This is a genomic window from Verrucosispora sp. FIM060022 (assembly GCF_003977705.1).
GTDB classification, from domain to species: domain Bacteria; phylum Actinomycetota; class Actinomycetes; order Mycobacteriales; family Micromonosporaceae; genus Micromonospora; species Micromonospora gifhornensis.
In genome coordinates this window covers 1381953-1397464 of record NZ_RQIV01000001.1, presented here as the reverse complement: position 1 = coordinate 1397464, position 15512 = coordinate 1381953, and the positions used below count along the sequence as shown (strand labels likewise).

The window sequence follows — 15512 nt, the reverse complement described above, 5'->3', positions numbered from 1 at the left end:
TCGATCCGCTGGCAACCCGGTCAGCGTCGCTCATCAATGTATGCTGGTGGCATCGACGGCGGCCCTCCGGCCGCCGCCTGTTTTGGAGCCCCTGATGCCCGAATCAGACGACGGGCACCGGACAGCCGGTGATTCGGCCGTCCGCCGCGCCCCGCCGGTAGCCTTCCGCCAGTTCGTGCTCAAGTTGCACAGTCGCTGCGACCTGGCCTGCGACCACTGCTACGTCTACACGATGGCCGACCAGCGGTGGCGGGACCTGCCCCGGATCATGTCGCCCCGGGTGCTCGACGCGACCGCACGCCGCATCGGCGAACATGCCCGCGCCCACCGACTCGACACCGTCTCGGTGATCCTGCACGGTGGCGAACCGCTGCTGGCCGGGCCGGCGCGGATCGAGAGCGCCGTGTCGGCCATCCGACAGGGCGTCGCGCCGGTGCCGACCCGGCTCACGGTGCAGACCAACGGCATCCGGCTGGACGAGGCGTACCTGCGGCTGTTCGACCGGCTCGACGTGCGAATCAGCCTCAGTCTCGACGGTGACCGGGCCGCCCACGACCGGCATCGGCGCGGGGCCGACGGGCGCGGCAGCCACGACCGGGTCGACGCGGCGATCCGCCGGCTCACCACCGGCTATCCGCACCTGTTCAACGGTCTGCTGTGCACCGTCGACCTGCGCAACGATCCGGTGACCACGTACCGCAGCCTGCTGGCGCACCGGCCGCCGACGATGGACTTCCTGCTGCCGCACGGCACCTGGAGCACTCCCCCACCCGGGCGGGTGCCGCAACCGCGCCCTACCCCGTACGCGGACTGGCTGATCACGGTCTTCGAGCAGTGGTACCACGCCGCCGGACCACCGGTGCGGATCCGTCTCTTCGACGAGATCATCCAGGTGCTGCTCGGCGGCCACTCCCGACTCGCCGGGGTGGGCACCAGCCCCGCCGCGGTCGCGGTGGTGCAGACCGACGGGGCCATCGAGATGGACGACACGCTCGCCGCCGCGCACAGCGGCGCCGCCCGCACCGGGCTGCACGTGCTGCGGGACCGGTTCGACGACGCGCTCGACCTGCCGGCGGTCCGCGCGCAGCAGGCCGGGTCGGCGTCCCTCTGTGCCACCTGCCAGGCCTGCGACAGGCGCCGGGTGTGCGGCGGCGGATTGCGTACCCACCGTTGGCGAGCCGACACCGGCTTCGACAATCCGTCGGTCTACTGCCCCGACCTGTACGCCCTGATCGGCCACATCGGGCGCACGATACGACGGGATCTCGCGGTGCTGTCCGGGGCGGCCCGGTGATCCCCGGCGAGCATCGGCTGCCCCGGGTGGTCCTCGACGAGTTGGCCGCCGGGCGCGGCGGCGCGGACGGGGTGGCCTGGTTACGGGCCGCCCAGCACAGCAAGTCGATGCTGCTGGTCCGCGCGATCATCGCGCTGCTGCGCGAGCGGGGGCATCCCGACCGGGCCGCGATCGAGGCGGCCTATCGGCTGCTGGCCGGGCTGCGGCCCGAGCAGCGGGCCACGGCGCTCGGGCATCCACCGGTCGCCGCCTGGGCGTTCGGCACCGCGGCGCTGCTCGACGGGGACGGCACGGCGCAGGCGTACCCCGGGCTGCTGGCGGCGGTGGCGGCCACCGCCGCCGTACGCGCGGGACTGGAGGCCGACCTCGACGTGCCGCTCGCGGTCGGCGCGGCCGGCCGGTTGGATCTGCCCGGCCTGGGCACGGCGACGTTGCCTGACACCGCCACCCACGCCCGGGTCCGGGTCAGCCGTGGACACGCCTGGGCGTACGGCGCGGGCGAGCGGGTCGAGATCGGTGCCGGCTCGACCGACAGGCGCTGGCGGCCGGTACCCCGGCTGGATCTGGCCCACCACGGGCTGCGGTTGTCCCTGCTGCTGGACACTCGCAGTTGGCAGCATGTGCCGGGAATCGGCACCGGTCACCGCATCAGCGGCGGGCTGACCGACGCGTGGCGGTCGCGCCTGGACGAGGCGTGGCGTCTGCTGGTCGAGCACCATCGCCCGGTCGCCGAGGAGTTGTCCGGCACGTTACGCGCGCTGGTGCCGGTCCCCTCGCCCGGCGCCGGCAGCCGCAGCGGCACCTTCCACCACGCCTTCGGGGCGGTGGCCATGTCGCTGCCACCGGACGCCCCGTCCGCCGCCGTCGTGCTGGCCCACGAGATCCAGCACGCCAAACTGGCCGCGCTCAACGACATGTTCGCCCTGCTGGAACCGGGCCCACCCGAGCTGTTCTACACGCCGTGGCGCACCGACCCCCGGCCGTTGGAGGGCCTGCTGCACGGGGTGTACGCCCATCTGGGGGTGGCGGGGTTCTGGCGTCGGCAGGCGCGGGTGACGGTCGACGGTGCGGCCCGGTACCGCGCCGAGGTCGAGTTCGCCCGGTGGAGCCGGGCCGCCGACGACACCGTACGGGTGCTGGCCGCGCAGCGGCGACTGACCCCGGTGGGCCGGCACCTGGTCGACGGGATGGCCGCCGTGCTGGCCGACTGGGCGGCGGAGTCGGTCAGTCCGCCGGCCGCGCAGCGGGCCCACCGGCTGCTCGCCGACCATCGCGAGCGGTGGGGCCGACGTCGTGCACCGACCGGCTGACAACGCGTATCGCTGAACTCCACTACGCTGTGTCCATGGGGGAGGGTAACGACAGGCCGGCGAGCCGTGAGTGCTTCGTGATCGCACCGATCGGCCCGGAGGGCTCGGACACTCGCAAACGCAGCGACCAGATCCTCAATCACGTCATCCGCCCGGTGGTCGAGGAGCGCGGCTACGTCGCGGTACGTGGCGACGAGATCGAACGCTCCGGCATGATCACCTCGCAGGTGCTGGACCGGATCATCCTGAACGACCTGGTCATCGCCGACCTCACCGACCAGAATCCCAACGTCTTCTACGAGTTGGCCGTCCGGCACGCGCTGCGCAAGCCGTTCGTGCAGTTGCTGGCGAAGGACCAGCAGCTGCCCTTCGACGTGCACGGCATGCGGGTGATCAGCGTCGACCACACCGACCTGGACAGCGTGCACCAGGCCAAGAAGCAGCTCGGTCGGGCCATCGACGCCTTCGGCGAGGGCGACGACATCGTCACCCCGATATCGATCGCCCTCGCCCTTCAGGAGTTGCGCGGCTCGACCAGCCCACGCGAGGCCGGCCTGTCGCAGATCGTCGAAACGCTGCCGCAGATGATGGACATCCTCCAGGACGTGCAGCGCCACCTGGGCACCGGCGGTTTCAGCGAGGGGCCGGCCGACGACGACAACCGCCGGCTGCGCACCCTGGTCGACTCGCTGGCCACCCGGGGCGCGGTGACCGCCGACGAGCTCAGCGGGCTGCTCGGCGGCGGCAACGGCCGCTTCGAACGCTGGGTCGAGGCCCTCATCCAGCGGGTCGGCCGGACCACCAACCACCGGCCCGGCTGAGCCTCCGCCGGGTCGGTCGGTACGCGCCTGTCAACTCGACATGACCCGGGTGTGCAGGTCGGTGACGACCTTGCGGGCCGACTCGAAGGCACCGGCCTGCCAGGCGATGTAGTGGCTGAGGTGGTCACCGGCGAAGTACACCCGGCCGTCGGGTTCCAGCAGGCGACCGTAGTGTCCGCCGGTGGTGCGTGAGGGCCACGACACCCAGCCGCCCTCGGAGTAGCGGGTGCGTTCCCAGGCCACCGAGAAGGAGGTCTCCAGCTCGGTGCGGTACTTCTCGCCGTGGATGCGTACCCCTTGGGCGACGGCGCGGGCCTCCCGGTCGGCAGGTGACAGTGCGGCGTACGCCCGGGCGTTCGCGCCGTTGTTGTAGTACCCGACGACAACGCCCTTCGCGCCGTGGTAGCCGTACGACGGGTACCAGATCGCGGAGAGATCCAGGTTGGTGTTGGTGATGCCGGAGTAGATCTTCTCGTCCTGCTCCCACCACCGTCGGCGGTACTGGAGACCGATCTTGCCGGTGGCGTTCGGCACCGCGTACGCCAGGGCGGTCCTGACCGGCTCGGTGAGGTTCGACGGGATCTTCGCCAGCACCTGCGGCGGGATGGTGCAGACGCAGAAGTCGGCGGTGGCGGTGCGCGTCCGCCCACCCGGTCCGGTGTAGACCACGGACACCCCGGCGCCGGTGTTCGAGATGGAGCGGACCTCCGCGTCGTAGGTGATGTGGCGTCGCCCGACGGCCTCTTCCAGGGCGTACGCGATGCGGTCCATTCCGCCGACGGGCTGGAACATCAGCATCGCCTGGTCGTAGCCGAACTCGAAGGAGAAGTACCGGCCGACGCCGCTGGCCAGCACGTCGGACAACGGGTAGGGGGTGAGCTTCGGGGTGCCCGCCTGGAAGCCGGCGCCCGGTTCCACCTCGTAGCCGCGCCGGTTGGTGCCGGTGTACCGCCAGCTGGCCGCCGGGTCGCCGGCCAGCCGGGGGCCGATGGCGCCGAAGGAGCGCAGGAACTCCAGCAGCCGTTCCTTGTCCTCGCCGGTGAGGTGGGTGTCCAGGGCACCCTGGTCGGTGGCCTTGGCGAGCAGTTCGGAGACGTACCCGTAGACGTCGGCCTTGGCCTCACGGTGCCGGATCGGCTGCCCGGACAGCGCACCGACGTTGTCGTTGAAGTAGTAGCTGTCGGCGTTCTGGTTGCCGAAGACCTCGACCGGCACGCCCAGCTCACGGCAGTAGTCGAGGGTCACCATGTGCTGTGCGATCCGAGCCGGCCCGGCGTTGAGGTACTGTCCGCCGCTGAACCGGGCCCGTTGGGTCTGCCCGTCCAGGTCGGTTTCGACGGTGCCGCCCCGTACCGTCCAGTTGCGACCGCCGGGTCGGTTGCGCGCCTCCAGGATCTGCACCCGGTAGCCGGCCTTGGCAAGTTCGTACGCGGTGGCCAGGCCGGCCACGCCGGCGCCGAGGATCAGGACGGATTTTGCGGACCGGCCGGTCAGGGTGAAGTCCGATCGGTTCGGCGCCCGAAACGCGGGTGCCGCCTGGGCGGCCGGTGCCAGGCCGAGGGCAGCCATCGTGCTGTAGAGGACGCCCGCTCCGCCAGAGACTCCGACGGCCTGCAGGAACTGACGCCGCGTCGTGGGACTGGTCATCGCCGCCTCCTCGCTGAAGATCGATGCGTGACGATCTCAGCGGCGGGTTTCACCGGCGGGTCAGCCCGGTAACACGGGCATCACCGCCCGACCGGACGGCGATCTCACCGGGCGGCGCGACTGCGGCGGGCGGTGACGTAGCGGCGGATCTTCTCGGCGGTGCCGCAGTCGTCCATGCTGCACCAGCGGCGGCTGCGGTTCTTGCTCTCGTCGTAGAAGAGGAACCGGCACCCGCCGCAGCCCTTGATCCGGTCCAGTTGGCCCGTGGTGAGCAGGCCGACGGCCGCGTGTACGACCGGTCGCAGTGGCCGGGCGAGGGTGCCGTCGGCGTGCCAGGTCCACCCGTAGGTGAGGTCGCGTTCGAGTCGTGCGTGGCGCAGCGCGTCTGCTTCGTCGTCTCGCAGCCGGGCCAGCACGGATGCGCTCGGGTCCCGGCCGGTGGCCAGCGCCCGGAACGCCTCGTCGAGGTCGTCGCGGATGCGCAGCGCCTGCCCGAAGGCGGCCTCGGCACCACCCGGATCGTCACGAGAGCCTCGGCGTAGCGCTGCGGCCTGCGCCGGGGTGAGCGCGCCCGCGTACACGCCCCAGGCGACCAGGTCGGAATAGCTGGTGAGGGTGTCGTCGTCCGGCGCTGCGGCGGGTGGACCGGAGCGGGTGTTGACGAAGTCCAGGGCGAGGTTGCCGCCCACCAGGCGCATCCGCGTGACGTCCTCGGGTGTTTCCATCGAAATCCACTTTACCAGTTGACCCATCGACGAGCGGCGCTTAGTTTCCTCCGTAACAGGTTTAGGGAGTAACAGCGGGGAGGGGTCGGATGAGGCGCAGTCGGGCAGTGGGAGCGTTGATCGGCCTGTCCGGGGGGACGTTCCTCTACACCACCGCCGAGGCGCTGCCCATCGGACTGTTACTGCCCATGGCCGCCGACCTGGCCGTCACACCGCCGCAGGTCGGCCTGCTCGTCACCGCGTACGGCGCGGTGGTGATGATCGCCTCGGTGCCGTTGACGGCGTTGGTCCGCACGGTCCCCCGCCGACGGTTGCTGTCGACCCTGCTGGCCGGCTTCGTCCTCAGCACCGCCATCACGGTGGTGGCGGACGATCTCACACTGCTCCTGGCGGCCAGGATGGCGACCGCCGCCACGCACGCGTTGTTCTGGGCGGTCGTGGTGCCGGCAGCGGCCGAACTGTTCCCACCTCGACTGCGCGGGCGGGTGGTCGCGGTCGTCTTCGCCGGCGGCACCGTCGCGCTGGCGCTCGGCGTACCCGCGGGAACCTGGCTGGGTGAGCGGGCCGGCTGGCGGGCCTCGTTCCTGGCGGTCGCCGCGCTCGGTGCGGCCGTGCTCGCCACGGTGGCCTCGCTGCTGCCCTCGACGCGGCCCGACCAGGGGCATGCCGCTCGCGGTGCGACGCCCGACGCCCGGCGCTTCTGGTTGTTGGTCGCCGTGGCCGTCCTCGCGACCGCCGGCGCCATCGCCGCCTACACCTATGTCGCCCTCTTCGTCACCGAGGTGGCCGGCTTCTCCGCCACATCCGTCGGGGCCATCCTGCTGGTACGCGGAATCGCCAGCGTCCTCGGCATCCTCGCCGTCGCCGCAGTGGTGGACCGTGGCCCGTGGTCGGTGCTGGCCGCGACCGTCGCGTTGCAGTCGGGGGCACTGCTCGGCCTCTACGCCTTCGGCCACCGACCGGGGGTGGCCGTCGCCCTGATCGCGGTGGCCGGGCTCGCTTTCGCCGCGTTCACCGCCGCCCTCGGCGGCCTGGTGCTCCAGGTGGCCCCCGGGCGGTCCGACCTGGCCGCCGCCACCGTCTCCGCCGCGGTCAACGTCGGCATCACCGCCGGAGCCCTGATCGGCGGTCTCGCCCTGCCGAACCACGGCGTACGCAGCACGGTGCTGATCGGCGCCCTGCTCGGCGTCGCCGCCGCGATGCTGGCTGTCGGCGAACGACGCCTCCGACCCGTCGCCAGGACAGAGCACCGACGGTACGACGAGAAGCCCTCCGGCTCAGCGGCGCAATCCGAGCGCGTGTCCTGAGGCCCCTCGGATCAGCGCGGCACACCCGTGTTGCGGTGGACGTCCGCGGGGATCTCGACGGCGAGGGTGGTCGCGGCGGGCAGCGGCGGGGCCGGCATCAGTGGCGCGTCACGGCCGGTGCCGTGCCGCCCGTCGCCGCGCGAGGTCTCCTCGTGGTAGTCCTGCTCCACGTTCACCGACCAGACGTCGTGGCCGGCGTCGCGCACGATGTTCTCGACGGTCAGCATCGCCGTCAGCATCGAGTGGTCCTGGTTGTTGTAGCGGTGCATGCCGTTGCGCCCGACGGGGTGCACGTTCGGCACCTCGCGGGCCAGCCACTGCCGGATCACGTCGACGTTGCGCTGGTAGCGCTCGTCGTAGACCGGGTACGCCTTCGGCATCCGCACCACGTAGCCGGCCTCGACCACCCCGGGCCGGACCAGTCCCAGCGTCTCCAACTCCCGGATCGCGGCGACGATCAGGTCGGCGTCGGGCGTACGCCAGGTCTCGTCGCCCACCGACACGAAGTACTCCAGCCCGAGGCAGGTCCGACCGTCCTTGACCAGGTACGGCGACCAGGAGCCGAAGTTCTGGATGCGGCCCGCCTTCACGTCCGGGTCGTGCACGTAGATCCAGTTGTCGGGGAAGGAGAACTCCGCCGGTACGACGAGCGCCACGGTGAGGAAGTCCCGGTAGCGCAGATCCTCGGCGGCGGCGAGGACCTGCGGCGGCGGGGCCGGACGCAGCGCCGCCACCAGTTCCGAGATGGGCATCGAGGAGATGACGTGGTCGGCCGGCTCGGTGCGTCGGCCGTCCACGCCGTCGACGGTGACCGAGGTCGCCCGCCGCTGCTGAGGGTCGCGGTGCACGGCGGTGACCCAGGTGCCGGTCTGCACCGTGCCGCCGTGTCGCCGTACCTGCTCGGCGCAGCGTTCCCACATCATGCCCGGCCCCAGCTTCGGGTACTGGAACTCCTCGATCAGGCTTGTCACGTCGGTGCGGTTGCGTTTCGGCAGCACCGCGTTGCGGACCGCCTTGGCCAGCGACAGGTTCTTGATCCGCTGCGCCGCCCAGTCCGCCTGCAGCTGGTCGGCAGGCATGCCCCAGACCTTCTCGGTGTACGTCTTGAAGAAGATCGAATACAGCCGCCAACCGAAGCGGGCCGACACCCACCCCTCGAAGTGCGACTGGTCCCTCGGTGGCCGCAACCGGGCACGGGCGTACGACGCCATGCACCTGGCCGCTTCCCACAGGCCGAGGTTGCGCAGCGCGTTGCCGGCGTTGAGCGGGTAGTCGTAGAGCGCCCCCCGGTAGTAGATCCGGCTCATCCGGGGGCGGAGCAGGAAGTCCTCGTCCGGCAGGATCTCGTGCCAGAAGTCCTCGACCCGGGACACCTTCGTGAAGAAGCGGTGCCCGCCGATGTCGAAACGCCAGCCGTCGCGTTCCACCGTCCGGCTGATGCCACCGACCACCCCGTCGGCCTCGAAGACCCGCACCGGCGCGCCGTGGCGGAGCAGTTCGTACGCCGCAGTCAGTCCCGCCGGACCCGCACCGATCACCACAGTGCCGTGCTCGTCGCCCATGACCCTCGCCACCTCACGTCCCCCGACCGACCCGGCCGGTTACCCGCCTTCGCGGCGATGTCACCTGCCTGCTGCGGGTGTGGTCGCCGCCGGAGCGGGTACGCCGACCCGATTCGTGCGCGACGGTCGGGGGACGCATGGTCGGGACGGGCCGGGTGGGCCGGGCGCTCGCGCGGGTGCCGGCACCCTGGCCGTACGTGCTCGCGGTCTTCCTCGGCACGAAGATCGTCTTCACGCTGGTCGGAGTGCTCACGCTCGCCGCCTTCGACGGCACCGAGTGGGCGCCCCCGCCCGACGAGGCGCAGATGCGCCAGCAGCAGCGGGAAGTCTCGCCCCACGGGTGGCTGTCGCTCTGGTTCGCCTGGGACTCGTTCCTCTACCACCACCTGGCCCGGCTGCCGCTCGACGAACCGTGGACGGATTTCGCCTTCCCGCTGCTGTATCCGTTCCTCGCCCGGCCGCTGGCACCGCTGCTGGGCGGCGACACCGCGCTGGCCCTGCTGGTCATCGCCAACGTGGCCTTCGTCGGTGTGCTCTACTACGGCGTCCGCCTCGGCGAGCGCCTGCTGACCGACGATCGGGGCCCTGCCACCGACCGTGCCGACGGGCCGGACGCTGCCACCAGCCGCATCGGCGGGTCGGGCGCTGCCGGCGGGTCGGGTGACGGTGGCCGGGCGGCGCGGCGGTTCGTGCGGTACCTGGTGCTGCTGCCCACCGCCTTCCTGTTCCACGCGGCGCTGACCGAGTCCCTCTTCCTCTGCCTGACGCTGGCCACCTTCTACTACGCGGAGAAACGACGCTGGCTGCTGGTCGGCGTCATCGGCTTCTTCCTCGCGTTGAGCCGGTCGGCCGGGTTCTTCGTGGCGCTACCGCTGGTCCTGGTGTTGCTGCGCCAGGGCGGCTATCGGCTGCGTCCGCGGGCCCTGTGGGGATATCTCCGAGCCGGGTGGCCGCTGCTGCTGTTGCCCGCAGGCTGGCTCAGCTTCATGGCGTTCTGCTGGTGGCAGAGCGGCGACTGGTTCGCCTACAAGCACGCGCAGGAGCAGGGTTGGAACATCCGGGTGCAGAACCCGCTCGGCGTCCTCTGGCACGGCCTGACCGGAGCGGCACCGGACGCCGTACGGGTCTGGATCGCCGTCCTGTTCCTCGCCGTCCTCGTCGCCGGCGCCCGCCGCCTGGGCCTGCCCTACCTGGTGTACGGGGTGATGATGGTGCTGGTGCCGCTGTCGATGGGCACCCCCGTCTACAAGAGCCTGCTGCGCTATCTGCTCGCGGTGTTCCCGGTGGCCCTGGTGCTGGCCGGCTGGGCACGACGACCCCAGCTCGACGTCTGGCTGACCGCCGTGCTCGCGGTGTTGCAGGGCGCTCTGTTCGTCATCTGGCTCGCCTACTGGACCCACTTCATCATCTGAGACAGCGGGGCTGGTCGAGGTCCGGACCAGCGTGCGGGCTGGTCCGGACCCCGGGGCGCTAGGCTGCCGCCGGCCGGTAGCGGACGTCCACCTCGGCAGTCGGGTCGTCGGCACCGACGCGGTGCAGGTAGATCGGACGGCCGCCGAGGTGCTCGTAGAGCCGGATGCCGTCACCCAGCAACACCGGCGCGATGTGCAGGTCGATCTCGTCGATCAGGCCACGTTCGAGGAGTTGGCGGCCGATGTCCGGCGACAGCACCTCCACGTTCCTGCCGTCGGCGGCCGCCAACGCGATCCGCACCGCCTCCGCCACATCGCAGTTGAGGAACGTCACCCGGTCAGCGGGTTTCGCGTCCTCGGGATGGTGGGTCAGCACGAAGACCGGGCCGGTCCAGTCGCCGCCGTAGACATTGCCGGCGTCGGGGAACATGTCCCAGCCACGGCGGCCGCCGAGGATGGCGCCTGTCGTCTCGACGTACTGCTGGATGAAGCCGGGCCGCTCGGAGATGCCGGTCTGCATCCACGTCATGTCGTGATCCGGTCCCGCCACGAATCCGTCCAGTGACATGGTGAAATGCCACAGAACCTTGCCGCCGGCGGTCTGTGGTGCGAAGTCGCTCATGCTGTCCTCCTGGTGCGATCGGTCGTACCGAAGAAGAGACGGCAGCCGCGACGAAAACTCATCGGTCCAGCGTCGGCGGGAGGCCGAACGCCGGGAAGAGCGCCGGCTCGTGGAACGCGACGATCTCGGTGATCAGCCCGTCGCGTACCTGCAACACTCCGATCCCGAACGGCTCGAAGACCTGCTGGCCCGGCGGTCGGCGGTAGCTCGCCGCGGCGAGCTGTCCGTTGGCGCTCGTCGGAATCATCCGCAACGCGCCGATGTACTCGGCGGAGGTCGGGTCCCAGGTCGCGGCCAGCGCCGCGAGGACGGACTCACGATCTGCGAACCACTCCGGCAACGGCGGCATGGTCGCCCGCACATCCTTGGCCAGCAGTTCGGCCACCTCGTCGAGATCGCCGCGCTCGACCGCGTCCAGGTATCGCCGCAGCACCTGCCGCTGCGGTTCGGTCGGTGGCGCGGCCGGAGCCCAGTCCGACCGGCCCGGCGGGAGGTGCTCCCGCAACGTCACGCGGGCCCGTTGCAACGCGCTGTTTACCGAGGCGACGCTGCCGTCGAGCACCTGGGCGGTCTGCCGCGCCGGCCAGCCCAGCACGTCGCAGAGGATCACCGCCGCGCGCTGCCGGGGCGGCAGGTGCTGCATCGCCGCCAGGAACGCCAGTTCCAGGGTCTCCCGCGCCACGACGGCCGCCTCCGGCTCGTCCTGGCGCGGCGCGACCGGCTCCCGCACCGTACGTGGCTCCCGCAGCGGGCGTGCTTCCCGCAGGGCGTACGGTTCGCGCAGCGCGTCGGGAAACGGTTGCAGCCACGGGCCGGTGACCAGGGTCGCCACGGGCTGCCCCGGCGCATAGTCCGGGTTGGCCTGATCGGGCAGCAACCGCCGCTTGCGCCCGTCGAGGGCGTCGAGGCAGACGTTTGTGGCGATGCGGTAGAGCCAGCTGCGCAGCGATGACCGACCTTCGAACCCGTCCCGCGCCCGCCACGCCTTCAGGAAGACCTCCTGCACGAGGTCCTCCGCCTCGTCGAAGGAGCCGACCATCCGGTAGCAGTGGACGCGCAGCTCACGCCGGTGCTGCTCGATCCGGGAGGCGAAGTCGTCGTCGCTCACCGGGCGACCGTACCGAACCGGAGGCGGTTTCAGCCGGTCACCGGGCTCGGGCGAGTTTGCGGTGCTGGCTCGGGCTGACCCCGTTGACGCGTTTGAATGCTGCGCTGAAGCCGAAGGCGTCCGCGTAGCCGATGCGGCGCGCCACGGCAGCGACGGTCGCGGTGGTGTCAGCCAGCATGTCGGCGGCGAGGGTCATCCGCCATTCGGTCAGGTAGGCCCGGCGTCGACTACCGTAAAAGCTGACGTTGACGTCAAGGGCAGGTCGGACAGCAACCCGGAGGAGGACACGCATGCGGATCGGTGACATCGCGCGACAGGCCGGCGTCAGCGCCCGCGCGCTGCGGTACTACGAAGAGCAGGGTCTGCTCACCTCCGAGCGCTCCCCCACCGGCCAGCGCATCTACCCCGCATCAGCCGTCGAACGTGTTCGGCTGATCCAGCTGCTCTTCACCGCCGGCCTACCCAGCCGGACCATCCTTGCGCTGATGCCCCACATCGACACCGGGCACGGCTCCCCCGAGGCCGTCGAGTTGATGGCCGCCGAGCGCGAACGCATCAGCGCCGCCATCGCCGGCCTTACCGCCGCACGCGACACCCTCGACCGCATGATCGACATCGCGCACCATCCGACCTCCGAACACTGCCCCGCCCTGCGTGAACCTCCGTGGACGGCATACCACGCCGACGCGGCGACCACGGCCGCCGCCGTGCCGGTCACCGCCTGATCCCGTACGCCAGGAGCGGCACGTGCTTGGGGTCGCTTCGGTGTCGTCGTGGCGGGGTGTCCGATTCCTACGGGGTGCTGACCAGTGGGTCGTGGACTCGGCCGAGGAACAGCGGCACGCCGGTGTACCAGTCGTGGATCACGTACAGGAACGGCCGGTTCACGAAGAACTGCGGCCCCTGCGGGATCGACGGCGGCGGGATGATGACAGCCGACGCGGCTGCCGCCTCGGTGCCCTTCTCGTCCACCGCGATGAACGTCTCGTGCAGCACGTCGTCGATGTACAGGGCCGAATCGGTGCTCATGCCACTGAGATCGGCCTGCGGCGTGAACGCCGTGGGCATGCCGAGGTTGCTCAGCGCGACAGCCAGCTGCGCCGGCAGGCGGAACGTCCACCGGGGCAGCCGCAGCTGGACGGTGGCGCCGCCGAACCCGGTCAGCAACGCGCTCAGCCACGCCCCGTCGAGGTTCGCCTCGATCGCGGCGAGATCGTCCCCGGTCGGCATGACGATGGCCATACCCAGCCGGTCCCCCGCGAACGGCACGTCGACCGCCCGCCACCCGTCGCCGACCTGGTAGCCCATCCCGGCGAACGGCCCCCGCATCATCGGTACGCCGACCACGCTGCCGTCGTCCCGGGTGAACGACTCGGTCGCGGTCAACGCCGGAAGGAACTGGTATCTCCAGGCGGCCTTGAGGTAGGTCGTGTTTGTGAGAATCAGCTTGGTGCCGGGGCTCACCGCACCGATCGGCAACAGCTCGGGGATCTTCGCGTTGGTCCGGTCGGAGACCCAGGTGTTGATCTCCTGACGGGCCGCTTCCGGCGCGCCGGCGAAGTCGACCGGGTGCGGCGCGGCACCGTAGTAGCCGGCCAGCGTGTCCTGGAAGCCGGGTCGCAGGCCCAGGCCGAGCCGGGTCCACAGAGCGTTGGCCGTCCTCAGCAGGGGCCGGGCTGTCCCGTCGCCGTCCTGGTAGCGGGTGGCGAGGGTCTGTTCGATGGTGTTGAGGCCGCTGTCGAGCGCGCCGGGTCGGGGATGCGGCGCGTGCAGCACGGCGTCCATCTCGGCCGCCGTGGCCGAACCGGCGCCCGCCCGGGTCATCGCCAGGGCGAGCCCGACCGAGTACGGCGCACAGACCACGTTGTCGCCGGGACGGGTCGAGGCCAGTTCGCGGTAGAGGTCGGCCGAGAAGCCGCGCACGGCGGTCGCGGCGGCGGCCAGCGTGGCAGGATCGGGGGGTACGCGTATCGGATCGGTCGATGTGGACGATTCGTCGAGACGGCGGAGTTGACCTGGGGTGGCGGTGAGTGCGGCGGCCGCGAGGGGCACGGTCCGCAATACCGATCGACGCGAGACCATATCTCGACGGTAATGCAGCCCCACGCCGGAACACCAGGTCAACACCGAAAATACATCGAAGTTCTGCGATATGTTGCAGCCGCTTGTCCGTCGGGCACCGGAACCGCGTGGTGACGGGGGCGTCAGCCGTCTGCTTCACCGGCGGCGCTTGTTGAGGCCCGGCAGGCCGCCGGAGACCGTCCGTACGCTGCCGTCCGGGTTGCTCCGACCCGGTCTCTGGGCCGAATGAACCTGGTCTCTCTCGGTGTCGGCGAGGTGGCTGGCAGGCGAAGGTCCGTCGGGGTCACGACGGCAGCGCGGACAAGCCCATCAGAGCTTTCACGCCATCGTGTCAATGCCAGATGTGATCGAACTGGCGGGCCCGGCCAGTTCCTGCCGGCAGGTCGCGGCGCGGCGCCGACAATTCTCGGCGAGGTCGAGATCGGTCGCTGCCTGTTCGAGATCGTCGGCCAGGGCCTCGAACTGCTGACCTGCGCGCCGGAGGTCACCGGCGAGCATGTGCAGATTGGCGATGTCCATCCGCAGGGCGACGACCTGCCATGCACCGGGGTGCACATCGCAGGTGCGAAGGAATCCCTCCAACAACTCGGCTGCCTGGACAAACCGTTCGTGCTCGGCGAGTTGTTGCGCCCGCGCACGCACCACAGTGAAGTCCTGCCGCGAGGGCGGCACGAACGCCGCGTCAGCCGTCGGCGTCGACCCGACCGGGTCGGATGTGCGCGGCGGGGGTGCTGACGGGTGTGCGGGCCGGCCCCCGAGGAAGGGTGCCAGCAGCTTCTCGACCTCGGCGGCCGATGGTGGCCGCTCCGCCGGGTCCTTGGCGAGCAGACAGAACAGCAGGTGCGCCAGGTCATCCGGCACGTCCGACCGGTGCTCGGTGACGATCGGGATCGGGGCGCCCATGTGCAGACGCAGCATCTCCGGCGCGTTGGTCGCCTGGTAGGGCGGCCGACCGGCGAGCATCTCGTAGAGGATGCAGCCCAGGGCGTAGAGGTCGGCCACCGGTCCTACCCGGCTGCCGGCGGCCTGCTCGGGAGCGATGTAGGCGGGGGTGCCGAGGGTACGGCCGGTGGTGGTGAGGCGGGACGCCTCGGCCGGCCCGAGCAGTGCGGCAACCCCGAAGTCCAGGACCTTCACCGCCCCGGTGGGGGTGAGCACGAGGTTCTGAGGCTTCAGGTCCCGGTGCACGAGGGACGCGCGGTGGGCGGCGTCGAGCACGGAACAGATCTGCGCGGCGATCGACGCCGCCTCGTGCACGGGTAGCCGCTCCTGCTCGGCGATGTGGTCTGCGAGGACGATTCCACGGACGAGTTGCATGACCAGGTAGAGGTCTTCACCGTGCTCGCCGAGGTCGTACACGGCCGGGACCCCGGGGTGGTCGAGCCGGGCGGTGGCGCGGGCCTCCCGCCGGAATCGTTTGGCCGCGACCGCACGCTCGTCCTCCGGCACCTCCGACTGGCGGAGGAATTTGATGGCCACCGGCCGGTCGAGCCGTTCGTCGTAGCCCGCCCAGACCTGCCCCATCCCGCCGCGTCCGATCGGATACGTCAACTCGTACCGGTCGCCGATGCGGTCCCGTGCCTGCACCCCTGGCCTCCCCTGCTGCCCGCCGGCCCTACGGC

At 71.1% G+C, this 15512-nt stretch carries 14 protein-coding genes; 6 read left to right on the top strand and 8 right to left on the bottom strand.

Annotation, left to right across the window (positions count from 1 at the left end; all coding sequences use genetic code 11):
- The first annotated feature begins 94 nt into the window (after positions 1–94).
- The 3 genes from EG812_RS06075 to EG812_RS06065 are packed head-to-tail and all read left to right on the top strand — an operon-like array spanning position 95 to position 3425.
- Positions 95–1294, top strand: a complete 1200-nt coding sequence (locus EG812_RS06075; RefSeq protein ID WP_126710995.1) for an FxsB family cyclophane-forming radical SAM/SPASM peptide maturase — start codon at positions 95–97, stop codon at positions 1292–1294.
- Positions 1291–2604: an HEXXH motif domain-containing protein gene (locus EG812_RS06070; RefSeq protein ID WP_158632490.1), complete on the top strand. Its 1314-nt coding sequence runs from the start codon at positions 1291–1293 to the stop codon at positions 2602–2604. Before EG812_RS06075 ends, EG812_RS06070 begins: the two co-directional genes overlap by 4 nt.
- Before the next feature lie 35 nt (positions 2605–2639).
- Positions 2640–3425, top strand: a complete 786-nt coding sequence (locus tag EG812_RS06065; protein ID WP_050814616.1) for a hypothetical protein — start codon at positions 2640–2642, stop codon at positions 3423–3425.
- Between the two features lie 30 nt (positions 3426–3455).
- Here EG812_RS06065 and EG812_RS06060 read toward each other — a convergent pair whose 3' ends face one another.
- Together EG812_RS06060 and EG812_RS06055 are read right to left on the bottom strand one after the other, a co-directional pair.
- Positions 3456–5072 carry a flavin monoamine oxidase family protein gene (locus tag EG812_RS06060; RefSeq protein ID WP_126710993.1) on the bottom strand — a complete coding sequence of 539 codons (1617 nt, stop codon included), beginning with the start codon at positions 5070–5072 and terminating at the stop codon, positions 3456–3458.
- Between the two features lie 104 nt (positions 5073–5176).
- Entirely contained in the window at positions 5177–5797 is a 621-nt protein-coding gene (locus EG812_RS06055) for a CGNR zinc finger domain-containing protein (protein WP_158632489.1), read from the bottom strand.
- Between the two features lie 89 nt (positions 5798–5886).
- Here EG812_RS06055 and EG812_RS06050 point away from each other — a divergent pair, with 89 nt between their 5' ends.
- Positions 5887–7104 carry an MFS transporter gene (locus EG812_RS06050; protein WP_081476136.1) on the top strand — a complete coding sequence of 406 codons (1218 nt, stop codon included), beginning with the start codon at positions 5887–5889 and terminating at the stop codon, positions 7102–7104.
- 11 nt (positions 7105–7115) lie between these two features.
- Here the strand turns inward: EG812_RS06050 and EG812_RS06045 are convergent, their stop codons facing one another.
- Positions 7116–8666, bottom strand: a complete 1551-nt coding sequence (locus tag EG812_RS06045) for an NAD(P)/FAD-dependent oxidoreductase (RefSeq protein ID WP_013734038.1) — start codon at positions 8664–8666, stop codon at positions 7116–7118.
- A 137-nt stretch (positions 8667–8803) separates the two neighbouring features.
- Between EG812_RS06045 and EG812_RS06040 the strand changes: the two genes are divergently transcribed.
- A complete protein-coding gene (locus EG812_RS06040; protein ID WP_013734039.1) occupies positions 8804–10078 on the top strand; it encodes a hypothetical protein in 1275 nt (424 codons plus the stop codon).
- Between the two features lie 58 nt (positions 10079–10136).
- On the opposite strand, the gene EG812_RS06035 is transcribed toward EG812_RS06040, so the two are convergent.
- The 3 genes from EG812_RS06035 to EG812_RS06025 are packed head-to-tail and all read right to left on the bottom strand — an operon-like array spanning position 10137 to position 12100.
- Positions 10137–10700, bottom strand: coding sequence for a dihydrofolate reductase family protein (locus EG812_RS06035; protein WP_013734040.1), 564 nt, complete (start codon positions 10698–10700; stop codon positions 10137–10139).
- 58 nt (positions 10701–10758) lie between these two features.
- Positions 10759–11808, bottom strand: coding sequence for a sigma-70 family RNA polymerase sigma factor (locus EG812_RS06030; RefSeq protein WP_013734041.1), 1050 nt, complete (start codon positions 11806–11808; stop codon positions 10759–10761).
- Between the two features lie 37 nt (positions 11809–11845).
- Positions 11846–12100 carry a helix-turn-helix domain-containing protein gene (locus tag EG812_RS06025; RefSeq protein WP_232510817.1) on the bottom strand — a complete coding sequence of 85 codons (255 nt, stop codon included), beginning with the start codon at positions 12098–12100 and terminating at the stop codon, positions 11846–11848.
- On the opposite strand from EG812_RS06025, the gene EG812_RS06020 reads away from it, so the two are divergent.
- Complete coding sequence (locus tag EG812_RS06020; RefSeq protein WP_013734043.1) at positions 12099–12533, top strand: MerR family transcriptional regulator; 435 nt, start codon at positions 12099–12101, stop codon at positions 12531–12533. The two genes, EG812_RS06025 and EG812_RS06020, sit on opposite strands and share 2 nt — an antisense overlap.
- A gap of 67 nt (positions 12534–12600) precedes the next feature.
- Here EG812_RS06020 and EG812_RS06015 read toward each other — a convergent pair whose 3' ends face one another.
- Both EG812_RS06015 and EG812_RS06010 read right to left on the bottom strand, forming a co-directional pair.
- Positions 12601–13890: a serpin family protein gene (locus EG812_RS06015; protein WP_043721011.1), complete on the bottom strand. Its 1290-nt coding sequence runs from the start codon at positions 13888–13890 to the stop codon at positions 12601–12603.
- A gap of 318 nt (positions 13891–14208) precedes the next feature.
- Positions 14209–15477, bottom strand: a complete 1269-nt coding sequence (locus EG812_RS06010; RefSeq protein WP_013734045.1) for a serine/threonine-protein kinase — start codon at positions 15475–15477, stop codon at positions 14209–14211.
- Positions 15478–15512: the final 35 nt, after the last annotated feature.

Coding starts and splice junctions, on each gene's coding strand:
- EG812_RS06045 (WP_013734038.1), bottom strand. CDS start 8,666: ATGGGCGACGAGCACGGCACTGTGGTGATCGGTGCGGGTCCGGCGGGA.
- EG812_RS06015 (WP_043721011.1), bottom strand. CDS start 13,890: ATGGTCTCGCGTCGATCGGTATTGCGGACCGTGCCCCTCGCGGCCGCC.
- EG812_RS06075 (WP_126710995.1), top strand. CDS start 95: ATGCCCGAATCAGACGACGGGCACCGGACAGCCGGTGATTCGGCCGTC.
- EG812_RS06060 (WP_126710993.1), bottom strand. CDS start 5,072: ATGACCAGTCCCACGACGCGGCGTCAGTTCCTGCAGGCCGTCGGAGTC.
- EG812_RS06050 (WP_081476136.1), top strand. CDS start 5,887: ATGAGGCGCAGTCGGGCAGTGGGAGCGTTGATCGGCCTGTCCGGGGGG.
- EG812_RS06025 (WP_232510817.1), bottom strand. CDS start 12,100: ATGCGTGTCCTCCTCCGGGTTGCTGTCCGACCTGCCCTTGACGTCAAC.
- EG812_RS06020 (WP_013734043.1), top strand. CDS start 12,099: ATGCGGATCGGTGACATCGCGCGACAGGCCGGCGTCAGCGCCCGCGCG.
- EG812_RS06040 (WP_013734039.1), top strand. CDS start 8,804: ATGGTCGGGACGGGCCGGGTGGGCCGGGCGCTCGCGCGGGTGCCGGCA.
- EG812_RS06035 (WP_013734040.1), bottom strand. CDS start 10,700: ATGAGCGACTTCGCACCACAGACCGCCGGCGGCAAGGTTCTGTGGCAT.
- EG812_RS06055 (WP_158632489.1), bottom strand. CDS start 5,797: ATGGAAACACCCGAGGACGTCACGCGGATGCGCCTGGTGGGCGGCAAC.
- EG812_RS06065 (WP_050814616.1), top strand. CDS start 2,640: ATGGGGGAGGGTAACGACAGGCCGGCGAGCCGTGAGTGCTTCGTGATC.